Source organism: Pseudoalteromonas luteoviolacea (assembly GCF_001696455.1).
Classification (GTDB): Bacteria; Pseudomonadota; Gammaproteobacteria; order Enterobacterales; family Alteromonadaceae; genus Pseudoalteromonas; species Pseudoalteromonas luteoviolacea_C.
This window is the reverse complement of record NZ_MAUJ01000012.1, coordinates 1-20104: the sequence shown is the minus strand read 5'-3', so window position 1 is coordinate 20104 and position 20104 is coordinate 1. Positions and strand designations below refer to the sequence as shown.

Annotated in this window: 16 protein-coding genes; 10 read left to right on the top strand and 6 right to left on the bottom strand. The window is 44.2% G+C overall.

Features of this window, described 5'->3' with window-relative positions; genetic code table 11:
• The first annotated feature begins 142 nt into the window (after positions 1-142).
• From A7985_RS22715 to A7985_RS22670, 10 genes are all read left to right on the top strand, one after another.
• Positions 143-1576, top strand: a complete 1434-nt coding sequence (locus tag A7985_RS22715; protein WP_081310687.1) for a PfaD family polyunsaturated fatty acid/polyketide biosynthesis protein — start codon at positions 143-145, stop codon at positions 1574-1576.
• A gap of 12 nt (positions 1577-1588) precedes the next feature.
• The gene (locus tag A7985_RS22710; protein ID WP_065792709.1) at positions 1589-2848 is read left to right on the top strand and encodes a hydroxymethylglutaryl-CoA synthase family protein; all 1260 of its coding nucleotides are present in this window, start codon (positions 1589-1591) and stop codon (positions 2846-2848) included.
• Positions 2836-3651, top strand: coding sequence for an enoyl-CoA hydratase/isomerase (locus A7985_RS22705; RefSeq protein WP_065792708.1), 816 nt, complete (start codon positions 2836-2838; stop codon positions 3649-3651). Before A7985_RS22710 ends, A7985_RS22705 begins: the two co-directional genes overlap by 13 nt.
• Positions 3648-4397, top strand: a complete 750-nt coding sequence (locus tag A7985_RS22700) for a polyketide synthase (RefSeq protein ID WP_065792707.1) — start codon at positions 3648-3650, stop codon at positions 4395-4397. The genes A7985_RS22705 and A7985_RS22700 overlap by 4 nt, the downstream gene beginning before the upstream one ends.
• 33 nt (positions 4398-4430) lie before the next feature.
• Positions 4431-5102, top strand: coding sequence for an MBL fold metallo-hydrolase (locus A7985_RS22695; protein WP_065792706.1), 672 nt, complete (start codon positions 4431-4433; stop codon positions 5100-5102).
• Between the two features lie 19 nt (positions 5103-5121).
• Entirely contained in the window at positions 5122-5364 is a 243-nt protein-coding gene (locus A7985_RS22690) for an acyl carrier protein (protein WP_065792705.1), read from the top strand.
• A 5-nt stretch (positions 5365-5369) separates the two neighbouring features.
• Positions 5370-6620, top strand: coding sequence for a beta-ketoacyl synthase N-terminal-like domain-containing protein (locus A7985_RS22685; RefSeq protein WP_065792704.1), 1251 nt, complete (start codon positions 5370-5372; stop codon positions 6618-6620).
• A gap of 63 nt (positions 6621-6683) precedes the next feature.
• Positions 6684-7841 (top strand): ACP S-malonyltransferase, encoded by a 1158-nt coding sequence (gene fabD, locus A7985_RS22680; RefSeq protein ID WP_065792703.1) that lies wholly within the window; start codon positions 6684-6686, stop codon positions 7839-7841.
• Positions 7842-7877: 36 nt separating this feature from the next.
• A complete protein-coding gene (locus A7985_RS22675) occupies positions 7878-8843 on the top strand; it encodes an acyltransferase domain-containing protein (RefSeq protein WP_065792702.1) in 966 nt (321 codons plus the stop codon).
• Between the two features lie 24 nt (positions 8844-8867).
• Positions 8868-12107, top strand: coding sequence for an ATP-binding protein (locus A7985_RS22670; protein WP_065792701.1), 3240 nt, complete (start codon positions 8868-8870; stop codon positions 12105-12107).
• A gap of 479 nt (positions 12108-12586) precedes the next feature.
• Here the strand turns inward: A7985_RS22670 and A7985_RS22665 are convergent, their stop codons facing one another.
• The 6 genes from A7985_RS22665 to A7985_RS22635 form a co-directional block, all read right to left on the bottom strand.
• The gene (locus tag A7985_RS22665; protein ID WP_081310686.1) at positions 12587-13675 is read right to left on the bottom strand and encodes a tyrosine-type recombinase/integrase; all 1089 of its coding nucleotides are present in this window, start codon (positions 13673-13675) and stop codon (positions 12587-12589) included.
• A 274-nt stretch (positions 13676-13949) separates the two neighbouring features.
• Positions 13950-14864, bottom strand: coding sequence for a hypothetical protein (locus tag A7985_RS22660; protein WP_176716789.1), 915 nt, complete (start codon positions 14862-14864; stop codon positions 13950-13952).
• 805 nt (positions 14865-15669) lie between these two features.
• On the bottom strand, positions 15670-16410 hold the full coding sequence (locus A7985_RS22650; protein WP_065792697.1) for a hypothetical protein: 741 nt from the start codon (positions 16408-16410) through the stop codon (positions 15670-15672).
• A 63-nt stretch (positions 16411-16473) separates the two neighbouring features.
• Positions 16474-17676, bottom strand: a complete 1203-nt coding sequence (locus A7985_RS22645) for a hypothetical protein (RefSeq protein ID WP_065792696.1) — start codon at positions 17674-17676, stop codon at positions 16474-16476.
• 32 nt (positions 17677-17708) lie between these two features.
• Positions 17709-19037: an MATE family efflux transporter gene (locus tag A7985_RS22640; RefSeq protein ID WP_065792695.1), complete on the bottom strand. Its 1329-nt coding sequence runs from the start codon at positions 19035-19037 to the stop codon at positions 17709-17711.
• A 422-nt stretch (positions 19038-19459) separates the two neighbouring features.
• Positions 19460-20104: thioesterase domain-containing protein (locus tag A7985_RS22635; protein WP_141685424.1), on the bottom strand; the 645-nt coding region annotated here is incomplete at its 5' end.

Here is a 20104-nt window from a genome sequence, read left to right as displayed (position 1 = left end):
TAACGGTAATAAATAGGGCTACTGTCATTTCTACTAGTGCTAATTCGCGAATTTTACAATCATAATATTCGTTAGATAAGCAATAGAAAAAGAATAAAGCAGTGGCCTTAAATATTATTAGAAAGGACTCATTGGAGGTTTTGTGTTAGAGAAAATTGCAACGCCAGCCGACACACAGGATGGTGTACAAGGGGCACTGATAGGCAATATCAAGGCCCATGAATTAGGCGCATCCAGTTTCCGTGAGCGCTATGGTTTACAATACGCCTATATGGCAGGCTCTATGTACCGAGGTATTTCCTCGAAGGAGCTGGTTGTGGCGCTCGGTAAGGCTAATTTACTCGGCTGTTTAGGTGCTGCGGGCATGAGTCTTGAACAGATCAGACGTGACTTAGGTTATATCCAAAGTAACTTGCCTAGCGACCGGATGTATGGCGCCAACCTAATCTGCCATTTAAGTCGCCCCACCATTGAAATGGACCGCGTTGAACTTTTCATCGAAATGGGCGTGCGCTGTATTGAAGCCGCTGCATTTATGGTTATGACCCCCGCGTTGGTGTACTACCGCCTTCAGGGATTATCGAAAGCGTCTGATGGTACTATCCAGTGCCAAAACCACATCATTGCTAAAGTATCTAGGCCCGAAGTGGCCAAAGCGTTTCTTAATCCTGCACCGATGGACATTGTCCAGAAGCTACTGGCGCAAGGAAAAATAACCCAAGAGCAAGCCGAACTCTCGCAGCAGATCCCGATGAGTCATGATATCTGCGTAGAAGCCGATTCTGGTGGGCATACCGACCAAGGGGTGGCCTGTGTCTTGTTCCCTGCCATTGCGCTTATTCGTGATGAAATGCAGCAAAAATATCCGCATACCGGCCGTATTCATGTGGGATTAGGCGGGGGCATTGGTGCCCCTCAAGCGGTCGTGAGTGCCTTTATGATGGATGCGGATTTCATCCTGACCGGCTCTATCAACCAGTGTACGGTTGAGTCGGGGGCCAGCCCAGAAGTGAAGGATTTATTGGCCAATATCAATGTACAGGACACCGATTATGCACCCGCTGGTGACATGTTTGAAATTGGTGCGCGTGTGCAGGTGTTGAAAAAAGGCGTGTTCTTCCCCGCACGTGGGAACAAGTTGTACAACTTGTATAAGCAGCACGACAGTTGGTTCGATATTCCAGAGCAAACGAGGCAGCAAATAGAGCGCTCGTTCTTCCATAAATCATTTGAGGAAGTTTGGCAGGAAGTCATCGAACACAATGAAAGAAAAGGGCAATTAAAAAATTTAGAAGAAGCACAGAGTAACGACAAGCACAAAATGGCTTTGGCGTTTCGTTGGTACTTCGCCTACACAAACCGTTTAGCAATCAACGGGGACTTATCAGACAAAGCTAATTTCCAAGTACATACAGGCCCAGCCTTGGGCGCATTCAATCAATGGGTGAAAGGTACTGAGTTGGCATCTTGGCAAAATCGGCATGTGGACAAAATCGCTGAAAAACTAATGTGTGCTGCCGCCGAGCAATTAAATAATCAATTGAATAGCTTATTCAAGAATAACCATAATAAATAATGGACGTATACAATGAGAACAGTGGGAATTGAAGCAATGAACGCCTTTGCAGGCACCGCATTTTTAGATGTGAAAAAGCTTGCAGAGCACCGTAATTTAGACACAACGCGGTTTAACAACCTTTTAATGCGTGAAAAGACCGTGGCATTACCGTATGAAGATCCGATCACGTTTGCGGTGAATGCGGCTAAGCCAATTGTTGATGCCTTGACCCCGGAAGAAAAAGATCGCATTGAAATGGTGATCACCTGTTCTGAGTCCTCGTTTGATTTTGGCAAATCTATGAGTACGTATTGCCATGACTTACTGGGCTTAAACAGAAACTGTCGTTTATTTGAATTGAAAAACGCATGTTATTCGGGCGTTGCGGGCATTCAAATGGCGGTGAACTTTATCTTGGCGCAAGTTTCACCCGGCGCAAAAATCCTCGTGATTGCCACAGACATCTCGCGATTCATGGTGGAGGAAGGCGGTGATGCCCTCTCTGCTGACTGGTCGTTTGCTGAGCCAAGTGGTGGCTCCGGTGCTGTTGCGATGTTGATCAGTGATCAACCTAAAGTATTTCAAATTGATGTCGGCGCTAACGGCTACTACGGGTATGAAGTGATGGATACGTGTCGTCCTTCTCCTGATGCCGATGCAGGTGACACGGATCTGTCACTATTATCTTACCTAGATTGCTGTGAAAACGCGTTCTTGGAGTATAAAAAACGCGTAGAAGAAGCCGATTTTGCCAAGAGCTTTTCTTATATGGCATACCACACCCCATTCGGCGGCATGGTAAAAGGTGCACACCGCAACATGATGCGTAAACTGGCCAAAGCCAAGCCAAAAGACATTGAGCAGGACTTTAATCAACGCGTGACACCCGGTCTGGAGTTATGTCAACGGGTGGGCAATATCATGGGCGCAACGGCGTCGCTTTCCATTGCCAGTACCATCGCCAATGGGGACTTTGAAACGCCGAAGCGCATTGCGTGTTTTTCTTATGGTTCGGGCTGTTGCTCAGAATTCTTCAGCGGTATTGTCACCAAAGAAGGCCAACAAAAACTACTTGAGCAAGATATCGCGGGCGTACTCGATAAGCGCTATGAGCTGACCATGGAAGAGTATGACGGCATTCTAGAAAACAGTAATGCACTGCGTTTTGGTACTCGAAATTTAGAGCTCGACGCAGAGTTCATTCCTCAAGCGCGTAAGGCACTGGGACGTGAAGTATTGTTCTTGAAGAGAATCAATGAGTTCCATAGGGAATACGAATGGGTGTCATAAATTCAGCGCCACACTCGGCCGTGCTTCAACAAAGCTATGAAACTTTAAAGGTCAAGTTGGAAGATGAGATCTGCACGATTCAGATCCATCGTCCTGATGCCAACAACAGCATCAATGAAATGTTGATCGAGGAGTTTCTGGCAGTGCTGGCGGTGTGTGAAGAGCATGCAAAAATAGTGGTGTTAGAGGGCTCGCCAGAGGTGTTTTGCTTCGGTGCCGACTTTGACAACATCAGTAAAGAATTTTCAGCAGGGAAGGTGAAAGGTCAAGATCCAGAGCCGCTTTACAATGTGTGGCTCAAACTGGCAACCGGACCTTATATTTCTATCGCACATGTGCGTGGTAAAGCCAATGCTGGTGGGATCGGTTTTGTTGCTGCCTGTGACATTGTGTTGTGTGAAGAGGCAGCCACATTTAGTTTGTCAGAACTGTTATTTGACCTTATTCCTGCTTGCGTATTGCCATTTTTGATCCGCAAAGTAGGTGCGAGTAAGGCCAATACGATCAGCCTTATCACGCAGCCTATCGATGCCAAACAAGCACAAAGTTTGGGGTTGGTCGATATGGTGGATGGGAATAGCCAGAGTTTGCTAAGACGGCAACTGGTGCGCTTAAGGCGATTGAGCAAAGTGGGCATAAGACATCAAAAAGGATATATGAATCAACTGGATGATTCATTGGTTAAGCATATGCCAAAGGCGCTGGCGAAGAACGAAGAGATTTTTTCTGAGCCGAGTACATTGAGCAAAATCCACCGTTATATCACGACCGGTGCGTTTCCATGGGAGAAGAGCGGATCATGAGTAACGAAGCAGTTCAACTCCAAGTGCTAGAAGATGGCATTGTGGCGATAAAAATGCAGGACACCGAAAGCCGCAACGGGTTTTCGGATGCATTGAAAAATGGCCTGCTCAAAGCATTTGCTGAAATTGAACAGAACAAGGACTATCGCGTTGCCATTTTAACTGGCTATGACAGCTACTTTTGTAGCGGTGGGACGAAGAAAGAGCTCATAGATTTTTCCAATGGCGTGGGAGATTTTATGGACATCGACCTGCAGAGTCTGGCTTTAAAGTGCCCCATTCCGGTGATTTCTGCCATGCAGGGTCACGGCATCGGGGGCGGATTTGTGATGGGACTATTCGCCGACTTTATCATCCTCAGTCGCGAAAGTATTTATGCCGCGAACTTTATGAAATATGGATTTACGCCAGGCATGGGAGCGACGCTGATCCTACCGCATCGATTTGGTGAACAGTTAGGCACTGAAATGATGTTCAGTGCCAGAAATTATCGGGGTGGGGAATTGGAACAGCGCGGGATAGGGATCCCGGTTGTCCCGAGAGAGCAAGTGCAAGCGCGTGCGCTAGAGTTGGCACGTAGTTTAGCGCAAAAGCCAAGGGTATCGCTGATCACACTCAAAGAGCATACAACCAGCTACTTGCGCAGCAACCTAGGTCAATATACAGATAAAGAATTAGAAATGCATAAAAAGACCTTCCACTTACCGGAAACCAAACAGCGTATTAACGCGCTCTTTGGCAATTAGGAAAGTAAAAGGTGTCGGAACAGGTACGAAGCTATGAGTTTAGAAGTCGCTGTTTTGAGAATGGTTAATCACTACATGATCAACTATAACTACCTGTTGGTCGACCATATCAGTCGGAATGCGCTGATTGTTGACCCTGCTTGGCACATAGACAAGGTTGAATACGCGTTGTATTCACGCGCGGCACAATTAAAAGGGATTTTAATCACGCACGCGCACAGAGATCACATTGATTTGGCGAAACCGCTATCAGAGAAATACCGCATCCCGATTTGGATCTCCAAAGAAGAGGTTGCTGCTTCGGGGTTTGACGCAGCTAACATCGAGTTACTGAATAACAATACCCCTTGGGTGACGGCTTCGATGACGGTGGAGCCTATCTTGACGCCCGGTCATACGCCGGGCTGTATCTGCTTTAAAGTCGGCGATAACCTGTTTACAGGAGATGTCTTGTTTGCTGAAGGGTGCGGCATCGTGCCCTCTGTTGAGGCCGCATATCAAATGTATGACAGTATTCAGCTACTCAAGTCTCGTGTTGCAGACAGCACCAGAATATACCCGGGTCACTCCTATGGCGTGACACCCGGTCAGGCCTTTTCAGATATCAAAGATAACAATATTTACCTTCACTTTCGCGATAAAGAAAGCTTTGCAGGCTTTCGGCTGCGAAAAACACAGAACAAAAATATTTTTAAATTCAATTAATAACTTGGAGTGCAATAAGATGGAACAACAACAAATATTCGAAATCATTGTTAACAATACGAAAGAGCTATTACCTGAGCTCGAATCTCATAACTTTAGCCAGTCAGACTCCCTGCGTGATCTGGGTGCGAACTCTGTCGACCGCTCAGAGCTCATCATGATGACCTTGGAAGAGATGGATGCCAATATTCCAATGGCACAAATGGCAAAAGCGAACAATATTGGGGAGCTGGCCCAAATTATGTTCGAACAGCAAGCGTAGTTCGAATGAGCAACATGAGCTTTGACCCCGTATGTATTACGGGGGTCGGCATCACGACTGGCAACGGTCAAGGGAAAGAAGCTGTGATGTCAGCGCTGTATAACGCCGAACATAGGTTTGGTTATATGCAGCGCCCTGGCAGGCAGCTACCTTCTTTACAAGCGCAGGGCCCCGCAGAGGGCTTTATCGGCAGTGAAATTCAAGAGCTGGTGATGCCAGCAGCGATTTCCTCTCAGCTGTTGAGAAACACTTCCTTTACTGCGCAAGTGGCACTGGCCACGTTAAGTGAAGCTTGGGATGAAGCGAATCTGGCGGAGGTTGACCCCAGCCGCATCGGTTTAATTATTGGCGGTTCCAATGTTCAGCAACGTGATCAGACATTGGCCAAGGACCGACTGGTGGGCAAAGAGCGCTTTGTCCGCCCAACGCATGCCATGTCGTTTATGGATACGGACATTGCTGGGCTATGTAGTGAGGCTTTTGGCATTAAAGGATTTGCCTATTCACTCGGTGGTGCCTCGGCCAGTGGTCAACTTGCTGTGATCAAAGCAAAACAAGCCGTTGACAGTGGCCTGGTTGACGTGTGTATCGCGGTGGGTGCGTTAATGGACCTGTCCTACTGGGAATGTCAAAGTTTACGCTCGTTGGGCGCAATGGGGTCGACCCTCTTTTCCGACAACCCCGAACTGGCCTGCAGGCCTTTTGATACGCGCCATGACGGCTTTATTTATGGCGAGTCTTGCGCGGCGATTGTGGTCGAGCGTGTAAAATCTATCAGTCGACAATTACCCGCACCAAAGATATATATAAGCGGTGTTGGTTTATGTAGTGATGGCAATAGGCAACCTCACCCTTCTTTAGAAGGAGAAGTGACTGGGATCCAGCAGGCGATGGCACAAGCGCAATTAACGGCAAGTGACATCAATTATGTCAACCCACATGGCTCGGGATCGGTGATTGGCGATGAAGTTGAAGTGGCGGCACTGAATGAGTGTGGCCTAACGGATGCGCATATTAATACCACAAAGTCTATTGTGGGCCATGGATTAAGTGCGGCGGGTGCCGTTGAGATTGCGGTGACGGTTGAACAGATGAAACGCAATAAATTGCACCCATCGAGAAATTTAGTCGCGCCAATTGATGGCACTTTACCTTGGGTTGTCGATAGCGCGGCTGAGGTAGAGATCAACAATGCAATGTCACTGAGTTTAGGGTTTGGCGGCATTAATACGGCGATCTGTCTGTCGAAAACATAATGCACAGTATGTAACACGTCATCGTAAACACGGAATAAGAATAATATTTTAGGAGAATCATTAATGCGAGCTTTTATATTTCCAGGTCAGGGCTCACAAGCAAAAGGCATGGGCAAGGAGTTATTCGATAAATACCCAGAGCTGGTAGAAAAAGCCGATAAAATACTTGGCTACTCTATCAAAGAACTTTGTTTGGAAGACCCTGAGAATAAATTAAACAATACTCAGTATACACAGCCTGCACTGTATACGGTGAATGCCCTGTCATACTACGATGAAGTGGACACGTCGGGTGAAAAGCCGGACTTTCTCGCGGGCCACTCACTCGGTGAATACAATGCGCTGCTCGCGGCTGGCTGCTTTGATTTCGAGGCGGGCCTTAAGCTGGTTAAGAAGCGTGGCGAGTTGATGTCTCAGGTGAAAGATGGCGCAATGGCTGCGATTATGAACTCAAGTAAAGCGGAAATTGAGCAGATCTTGGCGGATAACAACCTGACTAATGTCGATTTGGCTAACTATAACTCACCGACGCAGATTGTTATTTCAGGCGCCAGTGATGAAATCGCGGCAGCAAAATCCGTGTTCTCATTTGGCAAAGTATTGTTCTACCCGCTCAACACCAGCGGCGCGTTCCATTCACGCTTTATGCAAGAATCACGTGATAAGTTTAGGACCTATGCAAAACGCTTTAAGTACGCTGAGCCACAGATCCCGGTGATTTCGAATGTGACGGCAGAGCCGTACAAAGAAGGTGAGCTGATCACCAACCTACCGGAACAAATATCGAGCACGGTGATGTGGAGCGATTCTATTCTACACCTGTTGAGCATCGATAAAGACATGGAATTTAAAGAAATTGGCCATGGCAATGTACTGACAAAATTAGTGGCGGGCATTAAGCGTCATGTGAAGAAAGAACAACAGGCACAGGCACAGGCACAGGCAAAAAATAATACACGCACAGAGCCCGTTAAGGCAGCTGAGCAGGCTGAGCCGACAGCACAGCCTAAAGCAGCCGCGGTGTCTCATGATTCAGTCGTTGAAAAAGTAAAGGCGTGGAATGCAAAGCACCCCGTTGGCACGAAAGTCAAGTCGAGTATGCCAGGTTATGAAGCGTTAGAAACGCGCTCTGAAGCGGTGGTGTTATTCTCGCATCGCGCTGCAGTGTATATGAAAGGCTACAATGGCTACTTCGATCTGGATGAGATCCAAGCGCTGTAATCGGGTTTGATGGGATGTGGAAAAAGGAAGTGAATAATGGTTAGACCCATGACATTTATGTATTCAGGACAAGGCTCACAGTATTACCAAATGGGGGCTGAGCTATATCAGCAAAACCCGCGTTTTAAGGTGTGGATGGACCACTGTTCTGAAATTTGTTATCCGCTATTGGACTGTGATTTGACTGATATTTTGTATCAATCGGGTCAAATGCAGGAGCCATTTGAAACGCTTCGTTACACCAACCCATCACTGATCGCAATCCAGTACAGCTTGTCTCGTGTACTGATGGAGCAGGGGATCGAACCTGCTCAAACATTAGGCTATAGTCTAGGAGAATTGGTCAGCGCCATTGTATCTGGATGCCTTGATATTGAAGATGGCCTGATTTTATCTATCGAGGCTGCCAAGCTGTTTGAGGACCACACACCTCAAAGTGGCATGTTGGCGGTACTCAGTGAAAAGTCTCTGCTGCAAGCCAGTCCAGAGCTTTTCAAAAACGTGACGGTATCCGGTGAAAATTGCCAAGCCAATTTTGTCGTAAGCGGTTTGGCATCACCCATTAATACACTCCATGCTGCACTGCGTGAGCAGGGGATAAGCAGCGTATTATTGCCGGTGCGTTACGGGTTTCACACACATTTAATTGATGATGTTGAAACACAATTTAAAGCGTTAGCAAAGCACTGTTTTTTCCAGCAGGCGCAAATACCCTTGCTGTCACTTTCCCAGAAAAAGCCCCTGGAGCATATTTCAGCAGAATACCTATGGGATGTATTCAGACAGCCTGTCTACTTTGAGGACGGCGTAACGCAGCTTATCCAGAGAGGCTATAACAAATTTATTGATCTCAGCCCCAGTGCAACCTTATCGACCTTTTTGAAATATATCGATACCGACAGTTTGGCACCGAACGCTGAGATCTACCCCACTATCAGTCAATTTGGCAGTAACCAAGTAACCTTAGAACGATTGCAAAATAAGCTCCAAGCATTTGCATAATCGAATTAGAACGGACTCGAAAACATGAAGTTAATTATTACAGACAACCTTGAAAGTAATCGCATCTCAGTCACATTCAGTGATGAACAACAAGTAATCAGTTACCACATAGATGACTTTGAAATGCCCTCTAGCAAGAACTTTACGCGTGCAACGTCTGAGTGTTATGGGCCTTTTTTGTATGGTGAAAAATGTGAATTCAAGGGGGACAATACTGCCGCCAATATCATTCAATTTGGCCACAAGTTAGGTGATAGTTTATTGGGTGAGCAATTCGAATTGAACGCAATTCGAGAAATCATCGAAGAAGTGGGTTACCAACACTTAGAAATCAAGATCGTCAGTGATGATGCGACATTCCATGCTCAACTTTGGGAGTCTATCATTCTCCCTGGCAGCAATTATGTCCTATCTACAGTCGCCAAACGCTTTAGCCGTGTAACCCGTAGTGATGCGGCAGCAGAGGAAAGCGCAGATCACTGGGCGCTCAATGTGACATCAGCCCTCACTCAAGAGATGCAAGCGATGCAATCAGGCGGGCAGGCGCCGGAACCACAAAATGATCCGCTCAACGTGTTGCACCTAATTGCGCGACCAGAAAACGCCCCGTTTGGTGACATTGAGTCTTATATGTTGCCAAGGCAAGCGTTTGAACACTGTGGTGGGCGTAGCATTGCCATTACCTCTTGCTCGCTAGATAGCGTTGAGAGCTTAAGCAATGCCATTGCTGCTCAGGCGGGCAAAGTACATGTTGTGCATATTGATCTGCCGATTATGCTCGATGGCGACACATTCCAGATCATGTTGAATAACGGCCAGACCGTGGCGTGGGATACTTTACTACAACACATCTCACAGTTGGCTCCCTCTTTGTTAATTATAGAGCCACTTACGGCGTCGTCGGAGATCACGAAGCATCACCTAACTTACACTGCCAATAAAGCCATGGCGCTGGGTATGCCCAATGTGATCGGCTTTGCAGAAAAAACAGACGTGAGTGTGGCTGCTGAGTGCCTCGATGAAGTGTATCGAAAAATTGCGCAGGGGTTTGAACTGGGTCAAGCGGTCGTCGAAAGCCGTAAGACGCTACAACAAAATAACAGCATTCATCGCTTTACCGAAGCGCCACTGACCTTGCAGTACTGGCCATTATTGGTGTTGTACAGCCACAAAGACGTGACTTTCTTCGCATCACCTCAAGAATTTCCTGGGCCAGGTGAAGGCGGCTTTGCCACGGCGCATCTCAATAATCTGTATGGCTTTGACCTACAAGGGTGGCGTTTGTTACAGACACCATGGCAACAGACGGCGGCTCATCAAATCTTGAACCGCTATCAAAATGACGGCGGCAATAACAGCGTATTGCTGCATGGTCCCTCGGGGCTGGGCAAGACGGCCACCGCCTATACACTGGCGTTTACTGCGCTTAAAAATCACAGTGTGGAGAATGTTTTCTATTTTGACTATCTCGTACATAACTACTCGCTAGAGGATGTAAAACACATGGTGACATCGGTTGTGAAGTTTGAAGAAGGGGCTGCAAAAAACCTCTTTATTTTCGACCATGTCTCGCTCAGTAGCAACAACACACAGTTACATGCGCTACTTGAGTATCTCGAGCAGTATCAACAGTATAGTTTAGTTATCTCGTCGTCATCTTGCGTGAGCAATGAGGCTTTTTCACAGCTAGAGCAGTTCGAGTGTGTGAAGGCGAGGCCGCTCAGTGACAGGCAATTTAAGCATTGGTTTGCACTGCAAAATTGCACCGACTCGTTCACTGAATACTTTTTAGAGCCAACTAGGTTGCACAAGGATGTGAACCACAACCTTTGGTTAATCGCACGCCTAAACGCTTGGTCGCAAGGCTGCGCCTCGCACTATGAAGTTGAGAGTCTAGTCAACTCGATCGACTTTACGAGTACGTTGTCGGTAGAAGAACAGTATTTATCATACCAATGGAACTCATTGGAGCCGGCATCTCAAAAATTACTCCAGTGCCTTGCGAATGAACACAACCTGATTTTGGATATGCTCCAAGTCTCGGCCGATGGCAGTGGCAAAGATAGCGCATACCATGCCTTGTGCAAGCACCTTGATATCCCTCATCAGCCCTTTGCGACGCACCTGAATAACTGGCTTGAACGGGGCTTTGTTGATACACAACCGCTCGGGAGAATGCTCACCGCACGTGCCAAGTATTGGCTTAATAATGACTTATCGGGTCCAGAAAGTGCAGTGCTGCCCAAAGTGATACCGGTGTACAGTCAGTGGATATGCGAAGCGCTTAATATGGTGTCTAAACATGTGAGCGCCAAAGAAAACCAACAACTTATGCGCTATTTGATCAATGAGCGTGGCAGCTGGGCTAAGCATATGGAGGTGTTATGGACAAATCGAGACTTGGCAGAGTTTATTCAGGTGAAACAGAGTTTTGATGCCATCCTGCACAAAGTTGGTTTAGCTGAAGAAAGTTATCTGTGGTGCAAAAAGCTTATCGACGAATCGCCTGAGCTGTTTCCGACAGATGAATATAGTGACCAGCAAACGTATATTTGGTTGTCTGTCTTGTTGAGCGCAATGAAGGGAACTGAAGGGACGCTTGAACTGTCCGAGGAGTTTGTTCAGGCTTGGGGTCAGTGGATAAAAGAAGCAACTGCTGTTTCACCTTTGTTTTCCATTGTGTGCCGTGTGTTAGAGGTTGAGTGTCATCGACAGCAGCAATGGGAGCAGTTCGTATCCGTGTTCAGCATTGCCATGGCACACTACCAAGAAGAGAAGTTGTGGGCTGACTTTGTGCATACAGCAAAAGTTGTCTCATCCTGTTATTTCAAAATGGGTGACGTCACGCGCTCAAGAGAAGTTGAAGACGCCGTTTTGGCGTTGGTGCCCTTCAATGAAGCGCCCGCTGACTTTAAAACCAATGCTTATATCGACATAGCGGCAAACCGCATTATCCGAGAAGAATATGATTGCGCACAAGGATTATTGGACGAAGTTGCCAATAGCAATGCGTCGGATAGGTATACGGCGCTTATTGAAGGATTACAAAGTGATATTCACTATGCCACTCAACAATATGAAAAAGCCTTGCCATACTTCTGCAAATTATGGGAGCGGCAGCACTTGATGGGTCAACATGAGCGCATGCAAGACGATGCGTTACAGCAAAGGTTGCACAGTATCTCTGAGGCGATAGGTCATGACAAATTTACGGCACTGAGCCGACAATATTTAGCGCAAGACACGCCGACACCGACATTTTAATTAACCCTTTCCTTTTCCTGTTGTAGTGCTCACTCGCTTTTGTACAAAGCAGATGGGCACTATTTTACGATAGCCAAGTTGGACCGCTATTCAAATGTCTTAAGCTACCTCTCTTTGCGATGCTAGCGAACAGGTCACTGTGTTTATATTGCATTGCTGCAAACTTTCATTATAAATTAAACTTCATTGGCATTGGATTATGCCAGTTTAAGTAAGCGGTAATTGCTGCTTTAACAAAAAGAACACATCATACATATGCTTTGTGAAATTAAGTGCCAAGCATATAGATCAGCGCTGGCTTTCAGGGTACATATCTTGTTTTCTAACAGGGAATAGACAGCTGAAACATTTTATCGCCTAGCAAAGTTAGGCCAGTACGCTGCCGGCAAATTGGTTATCGCAGCGTTTTGCGCCGTTTAAGGAAATGGTGGTGTATTTTTCGTCCACGTCATAAGCGTAATACTCAGAGACTAAAAGCCCTATAACTTAAACAAGCCATTCAGTAATGCCTCATCGATCTCTTCTTGAGGTTGCTGCACATAAAGCTCGGTTGTTTTGATGGTACTGTGCCCTAGCATGGCTTTTATTTTGCTGAGATCTGTATTGCTTTCTGATAACCAAGTTGCAAATGAACGCCGCAATGAATGGGGCGGAATACGCTCATCCCCCAGTAAGCCGTACTTTTTGCACAAGCCGTAGATGGCATGACCGCTGAGTCCCTTACGGCTGGCTTGCTTGTGGTATGGCGTGCCAGCCCGGGTTAAGCGAATAAACACCGCGCCGTGAAGAAAGGGGTGCACCGCAATCCAGGCCATTAATGCTTGGTATGCAAGTGGGTGTATTTTCACCATCCGCTCCTTGTTACCTTTACCAATAAACTGTAGATGCTGAGTCGAATGCTTTATTTGCTCAAGTTGTAATTCCGCAATTTCAAACCGCCGCAAACCGCAGCCCAACATGAGATAGAAAATAGCGCTGTCTCTCAGTTGAGTTCGCTGTGCCGTGTTGCCACGTTCAATGTTCTCTAACAACGCATAGAAGCCAGTCCGATCTAGAATATGGTGCGTTTTTAGCCGATAGCCAGAAGGTGCTTTCACGCTTTTTATTCGCTCATATTGAATAGATGGGATCTGCTCAAGTAAAAACGCCTCTTTTAGCACACTTTTCACGACAGATAGATACAAAGTTATAGTATCCGGCGCTAAACCGCTGTCACTTAGCGAAGTGAGCAGACTATTCAATGCGTTCTTATCGATTTTTTGCCATTTGATCTGATAAATATTGCTTGCCCCGAGGTGCTTTGCAATGGCCATCAAAACTCGCCGCGCAGTTTGCTTAGAGCGCGCACTAGATAAACCATTCACATAGGCATAAATTGGACATTGATTGTCTCGTACAATCAGTGAAGATAAAGGCGGCTTTTCAGCCTGTCGGGCAAGCTGCTGTGGTGGTGCAAGCGCGACCAAATGCTTTAAACGCGGATTCATTCTATTCACTTCTCTTACAGGGCATTGCCATACTGACACCCGAAATGACAAAGGTAACGATGCCCAATCACTATACTGCATAAAGAGCTAATTTACTAACGTAAATGTCTATTTATGTAATAAAATGCGTTATGTTAAATAGGTAACAATAATAAACTAGTCAATAAAAAGACCCTAAAGTTTTCAATCTCGTTGAGCTAAAAGCGTACATAAAGCTGGCGTTATGCTATCTTTCATCATAAGTAAGATGTGTTCTATCACTATGTTCTGAGAAACACATTCAATGATGACCACACAACTAGAGTATAAATAAAAAAGTTAAATGCCCGGGAAGGCATTTAACTTTGATTATTACTCAGTCATTATACTTGTCATATAACTTAATATATTTTCTAAATGCTGCATTATCCCACTTATAGCCATTGAGCTTTTCGTCAAATCCAATTGAATTATGTAAGCTTTCAGGCATCTTTTTTGCCATTTTTCTATGTTTTTCACTTGCCCCAGGGTGATCGAGTTTTAATCCGACCCCATAGGGCTCTAACTTCCCTAAATGGTGTAGAGAGTGCTGAAAAACGTCGTGTACGTCACGATCTAATTTTGGAAAAACACCAGGAATATATTGATGCATATCAATATCATTTTTAATATCAATAGTTGAATTAAAAAATGATATTAGTGGGTTATAAAATGCATGTGGAATACCGAAAGTGTAGCGTGCAACACCTTCTAAAAACCCATTGCCAGCCACCGCTATCATACCCGAAGGCAATGCATCATGATGGGGGCCATGTAAGTAGACAAAGTCAAACTCATGGTTGTGGCCCAGCCAGTGCTCACGGTAATACCAGCCACCCAACTTGCCCATAAAACGCTTGGCTGTCAGTAGGTTTATCCAACAAACCAGCGGCATTAACAACACCGAAAAATGAAATGTTGTAATCACAAAATACCAAGGTATCAGTAAAACAATATGCGTAAGTAATCCCGTTAAGTAACCATGGAAGATCTCAAAGTACAACCCAAACTGGGTATTTACTTTGCGTTTCCACTGGGTTTCCATTAAGAAAGCTTGAACTTTATCCTTTTTTCTTAAGTGATCAAACAATATAACCGTTCGGTATATACTAAAACCAATAAAGTGAATAAAGAACAACCATATTGCAGCCTCTCTGGTGAAATCAGTCATATGAGGGAGGCCCGGCGTCAAGTAAATAATTAAATTTTCCAGCAGCAAAAAAGCCATGGCAAATAAGATTACTGTATGCATGTTCTTTAGTTTATAATAAAACATTAGAACAACATCTTGAGGACGCTTAAATATAATAGGAACAGACAATGAAAAACCATGCCTAATCACGAAAGAAACGAGCATAAAAGCACATAGTATATAAATAAACACTGATAAAGTACTTGTCCAACCATATACTGAGCCACTGAGTATTGAGCAAAACACAAGCATGATTAAATAATCAAAAAAATCTTTCTTTTGATACACCATCCTGCGCTTCACTTTACCTTTTAAGTCATGAAACTTAGAAACATCGACATCTAGCAAAATAACTCATCCATAAAAATCATTATTAATAAAAAATTTAAGCCCAGAAACTTAAACCAATCAATTTCAGCCAAGAATGCCTACCGGAAAAATTTATGAAAAATATTATAAATAAAACAGCAATAAATAAAATTTTCGAATTATTATTGTTTATATTGAAAAACTGAATTATAATAAATGCAAAATGGGACAATACAGCTCCATTTATACTTTCTAAAATTTTTTGGTAGTTTGATAACAAAAACATCTATCGCCATCTAATTGGGATAGATTGACAAGCTATAATCACCATTGAACACTTTACTTCCTCAAGAATAGCTATTATTACTTATAGTAATAACCTCAGCATTGGCATGCTTTTTTGTTGCACAAAAAATGCGTTATATACTTTTTTAGTGTACAAGTAACCGACTAAACCTTGGATAATTGTTATTTTATTCTGACTGCATTTAACCAGCTCATGGATATAAGCCATTATTACAATGGAAGTCCATGAGCTATGTTTTTTAATAGATGATTAGTCAACCTTCACGGTTGCATCAAGGTATGGCTCGTGTATAAAGTCAAACCTTGCTGTTTTGTACTTTTCGTTGTCTAGCAATTTATTCAGCCTTTTTGATACAAAGGCATGTGTGCCTTCAACCCCAAGACCAAAGTTCAAGATAAAGTCTGGGAACAGACCGCCTCGGTCCCAATCTTGTTTAAAGTCCACCTCAATACCGCCATCTGGTAAAGGCGTATAGGTCCATGAGTTATCTATATTTCTAACTCTCACACAGCAGTCATTTTCAGGGATCGCATCTGGTGCGCCTTTAACATGGACGGTTGTTACATAGGTGTCTTTATCTTGCGTAACCGTTGATTCTATGATCATTTCTCGTAGTTTAAAGATGTCCTTGCCAAACATGCGGAAATTAAATACCCACATATTCACATCACTTAAACTTTCAGTGTCCCATGGCTTGATCGGCTCAAAGCCCACACAGCTTTTACCGTACCATTCTTGACAATTAATTAAGCTATGATCGTCAACAAGTGCGGCAACCATATGGCTCATCGAGTAATCTAAGTTGTAAACTGCTCTAAATGCCACAAGGTTTTTCCAAGGTTTTTTCATGGTATAAACCTTGATACCACCTTGATCTTTTTTAAGCTCCCACTCACCGGTCCCCGAAGCCAACCAGATTAACTGCGCTGTCAGTATCACACCCACAATAGCCGCAAAGCTATAAAGTGCATATTTTTTTATTTTTCCCATTATTTCATTCCTTTTGTATAATTATTTGAATTTACTGTTTTATAATCTTGTTTGAATAAAAAATTAGTCACTATATTTGTCATAAAGACTTATGTACCTCCTGTAATTCGAATTTTCCCATTTATAGTTGTTAAGTTTTTCGTCCAGAAATATAGAGTTCCTAAGAGAATAAGGTGAGTTTTTCGCCATTCTCTTAACGCGCTCTGATACATCTGGCTGATCTATTTTGACGGCTAGGCTATAGGGCTCTAATTTACCCATATGGTGTATTGAATGTTGGAGGACATGGTTGGCTTCCTTTCCTAAAACAGGAAAAACACCCGGTATATACTGATGTGATTTAATATCAAATATAATCGCTAGTGACTTTTGATAGAAAACAATAAGTGGATTGTAATACACATCCGGGTAGCCAATTGTCAGACGCAAAATGCCCTCTAAGTGCCCATTTCCGCCAACTGCTATCATTCCAGACGGAATGGCGTCGTGGTGGGGGCCATGAAGATAAACAAAATCAAACTCTCGGTTATGACAGAGCCAATGCTCGCGATAGAATTCGTAACTGCTATATTCGTTCACGCGCTTGGCTATCTTTAAATTCAAATAGCAAACAAGCGGTAAAAATAAAATCGAAAAATTAAAGTGAGTAATGATGAAATACCAAGGGGCAAGCGTCACAATATGTGTGAATACGCCAGTAAAGTACCCATGAACCAATTCAAGGTTGAGCTTAAATTTGGTTGATACCCGCCGCTTCCATGCCGTCTCCATCAGAAAGTTCTGCACCTTGTCTCTCTTTCTGATGTGGTCGACAAATATCACTGTCCGAAATACAGTGATAACAGAAAAGTGTATATAAAATAAGTAAATAGCCACTTTCCTGCTCGTCTCCGTCATATGTGGCCAATCAGGTGTCAAAGCGATGACCACATTTTCTAACACCAGCAGGCCAAAGCCGCAGTACACCATCGCGTTAATGCCTTTGATCCTATTGGCGAACATATAAAACAGTTCGCTTGGCTTTCTTATTATTAATGGGACAACGACTTTAACACCCAGCCTCAATGCAAATGAGACCACCATAAACACGCACAGACCATAGCCGATAAGTGCAACGATACTAGACCAACCGTATACATAACCGCACAGCACCGCGCAAATCAGCGACATGATGCTGTAATCTAAAAAGTCTTTTTTCTGATATGCTACCCTGACTTTTTTTTCACCCTTAAGCTGGTGTAGCTTTTCTACTTCTACATTAGACATTTTAAATCTCTACCTTAAGATAAAAATAATTCCTAAACTGACACAGTTTTCCACCGGCCACTTCCCCATATTTTTGCAATAAACATTGCTGAAATAACCCCATGACACACATAAACAACCCATATATAAATAAAATCTAAATTCATATACGGACCAAAAAACCAAACTAGCGGTAAAATAAAGAACCACTGTATTAAAAATGCGATCCACATCACTCTTCCGCCATGGCCTAAACAAATCAGTATCTTTCCCAAAACACAGGTAATAGATGTAATAAGTGTTGATATAACAGCAACCATTAGCGAAATATCGGACATAGGAGTGATATTTTCATCGGTGAAGAAATAAGAAAGTATATAAGAAGGAAAGATTAAAAATGGTAAGCCAATAACCACAGCACAGAACACGCCCAATTTCACAGCATCTCTTCCCCAGATTGAGGCGTCTTCTACATCACCCCGACCTAAAGCACGCGAAACCAGTGTGCCTGTGATCAACCCTATCGACTCATGCAGTACAAGTAAAAAGATATGTATTCTCAATAATACATTTGCTAAAGCCAGTTCATTCGCACCCATTAATGAAGCTGAAAACAAGAACATGTTTATTCCCATAATAAACAGTACTGTCCCTGCCGATAAAACCATGCTTTTTTTAAAAATAACCCCAATAAGATCAAATGATGGAAAGCAATTTAAAAGCCCACTGCTTTTAAATTTAATTTTTGTAATAAAAAACCATATAACTGTAACAGTAATAATAGAAATAAATGTACCAATGCCGGCCCCTAAACTCCCCAATGCAGGAAAACCAAAATTGCCAAATACTAAAGCATAGTTCAGAGAAACATTTAATATATTAATAAAAATAACAACCCACATAATGGTTTTGGTTTTGCCTACGCCTCGCCAAAATCCACTAAAGCATTGATTGGCCCCTGCCGCTATCGTCGACAAAATCACGATTTGAAAGTAAGCGGTGGCTTCACCAGCAACATCTGCACTGGAAGAAACAGCGGTGAAAAACCAAGGTGCGATGAAGTAAGAAATGATAGTAATGGGTATACCCGTAACAATCACATAGATCAGACCAGCATTGACGGGAACACATTTTGGCGCGTTACTGTCCGAGCCAACCCGCCGTGCCACAATCCCTTGTACTGTTGGAGAGACCGTATCAACCAGTGATAAGATCAAGGAATAGCAGGCGCCCGCTAAGCCAATGGCTGCCAACGACGCAATGCCTATCGTCCCGACCATCATCATGTCAATAAACGTGATGAGCATCGCTGACATACGCCCAATACAAATAGGGAAGGCCAACTTAAGCAGGGTAATGTATCTATTATTGTTATTACTCATGACATCCATTGCGTAGTAACTATTTAAACAAAAAAATCAATGACATAAATTTGCCATTAGCTTCCCCGCTTTGTCCTTAAAGCCAAAAAGTGCGGATCTAGTCTCATCGATACCAAGTTAAGTCGCGGGTTCAATCGCCAAATAACATGGACAGCTAATTTATAAGTTTTCCGCTGTTGTTTTTCTACTGCTAGATTTACACTTTAAAATTCCCAAAATTATTGATGTACGGGCATCGCACAGCTGGGATATCCGAACAGAATGACAGGCAAGGCGGAGTAAATTCAGCAAAGGGGAATATCAGAGGGAGGTGTGGTGCGAAATGCGCCGCACACAGAGCAAACATATCGCGTCGCTGTGACTCAGACAAGCCAAGTCACAGCATATTTGCTCGCGAATGTGCGACCTAGGACACTGTCCAATTAAGCCGCTCGAACAGAGGCTGAGTGATGCGTCTCTTGCAGACTGTCCACAATGACTTTTGCATTGTCAGCCTTTAAGATACCGATGTGATCGGTCTCTATTGTCACCGTACTCACAGGCGCTTTAATCAACTCACCCCAGCCAAAATCGGTTGGTAAGTTATCTGTACAGGTTGCTTTCGCTTTGTACAACCGGGTTGTGATAGGGCGCTGCGCTGGCGTTGCCACATACTGTTTGAATAACAATCTATCTCTTTTAAACTTATGCATAAAGTCTTCAATAAGAGCCTGATCGATCTCCGCACCGTGATGTTGCAAGGTGTGCGCGATATCTGCCGAGGCCGCTTTAAAGTCCAACCTTACCAAGCCATCACTGGCTTGCGCTGTAATGTCGTAAAGCCCCAATAGCGTGTCGTGAACGTCAGCCACAATACTCGCATCATCGATAGAGAACCCCCTTAATACCTCGGTTTGGACAACCGTATCCAGCAATCCTAACAGCGCCACCGACTCACCACTATTTTCGAGTTGTTTGGCCATTTCAAAGGCAATCACCCCGCCAAATGAATACCCAATTAAGTGATAGGGTCCCGTAGCTTGAACGGCTTTTATTTCTGTTACGTAGTGCTTTGCAATCTCCGCGAC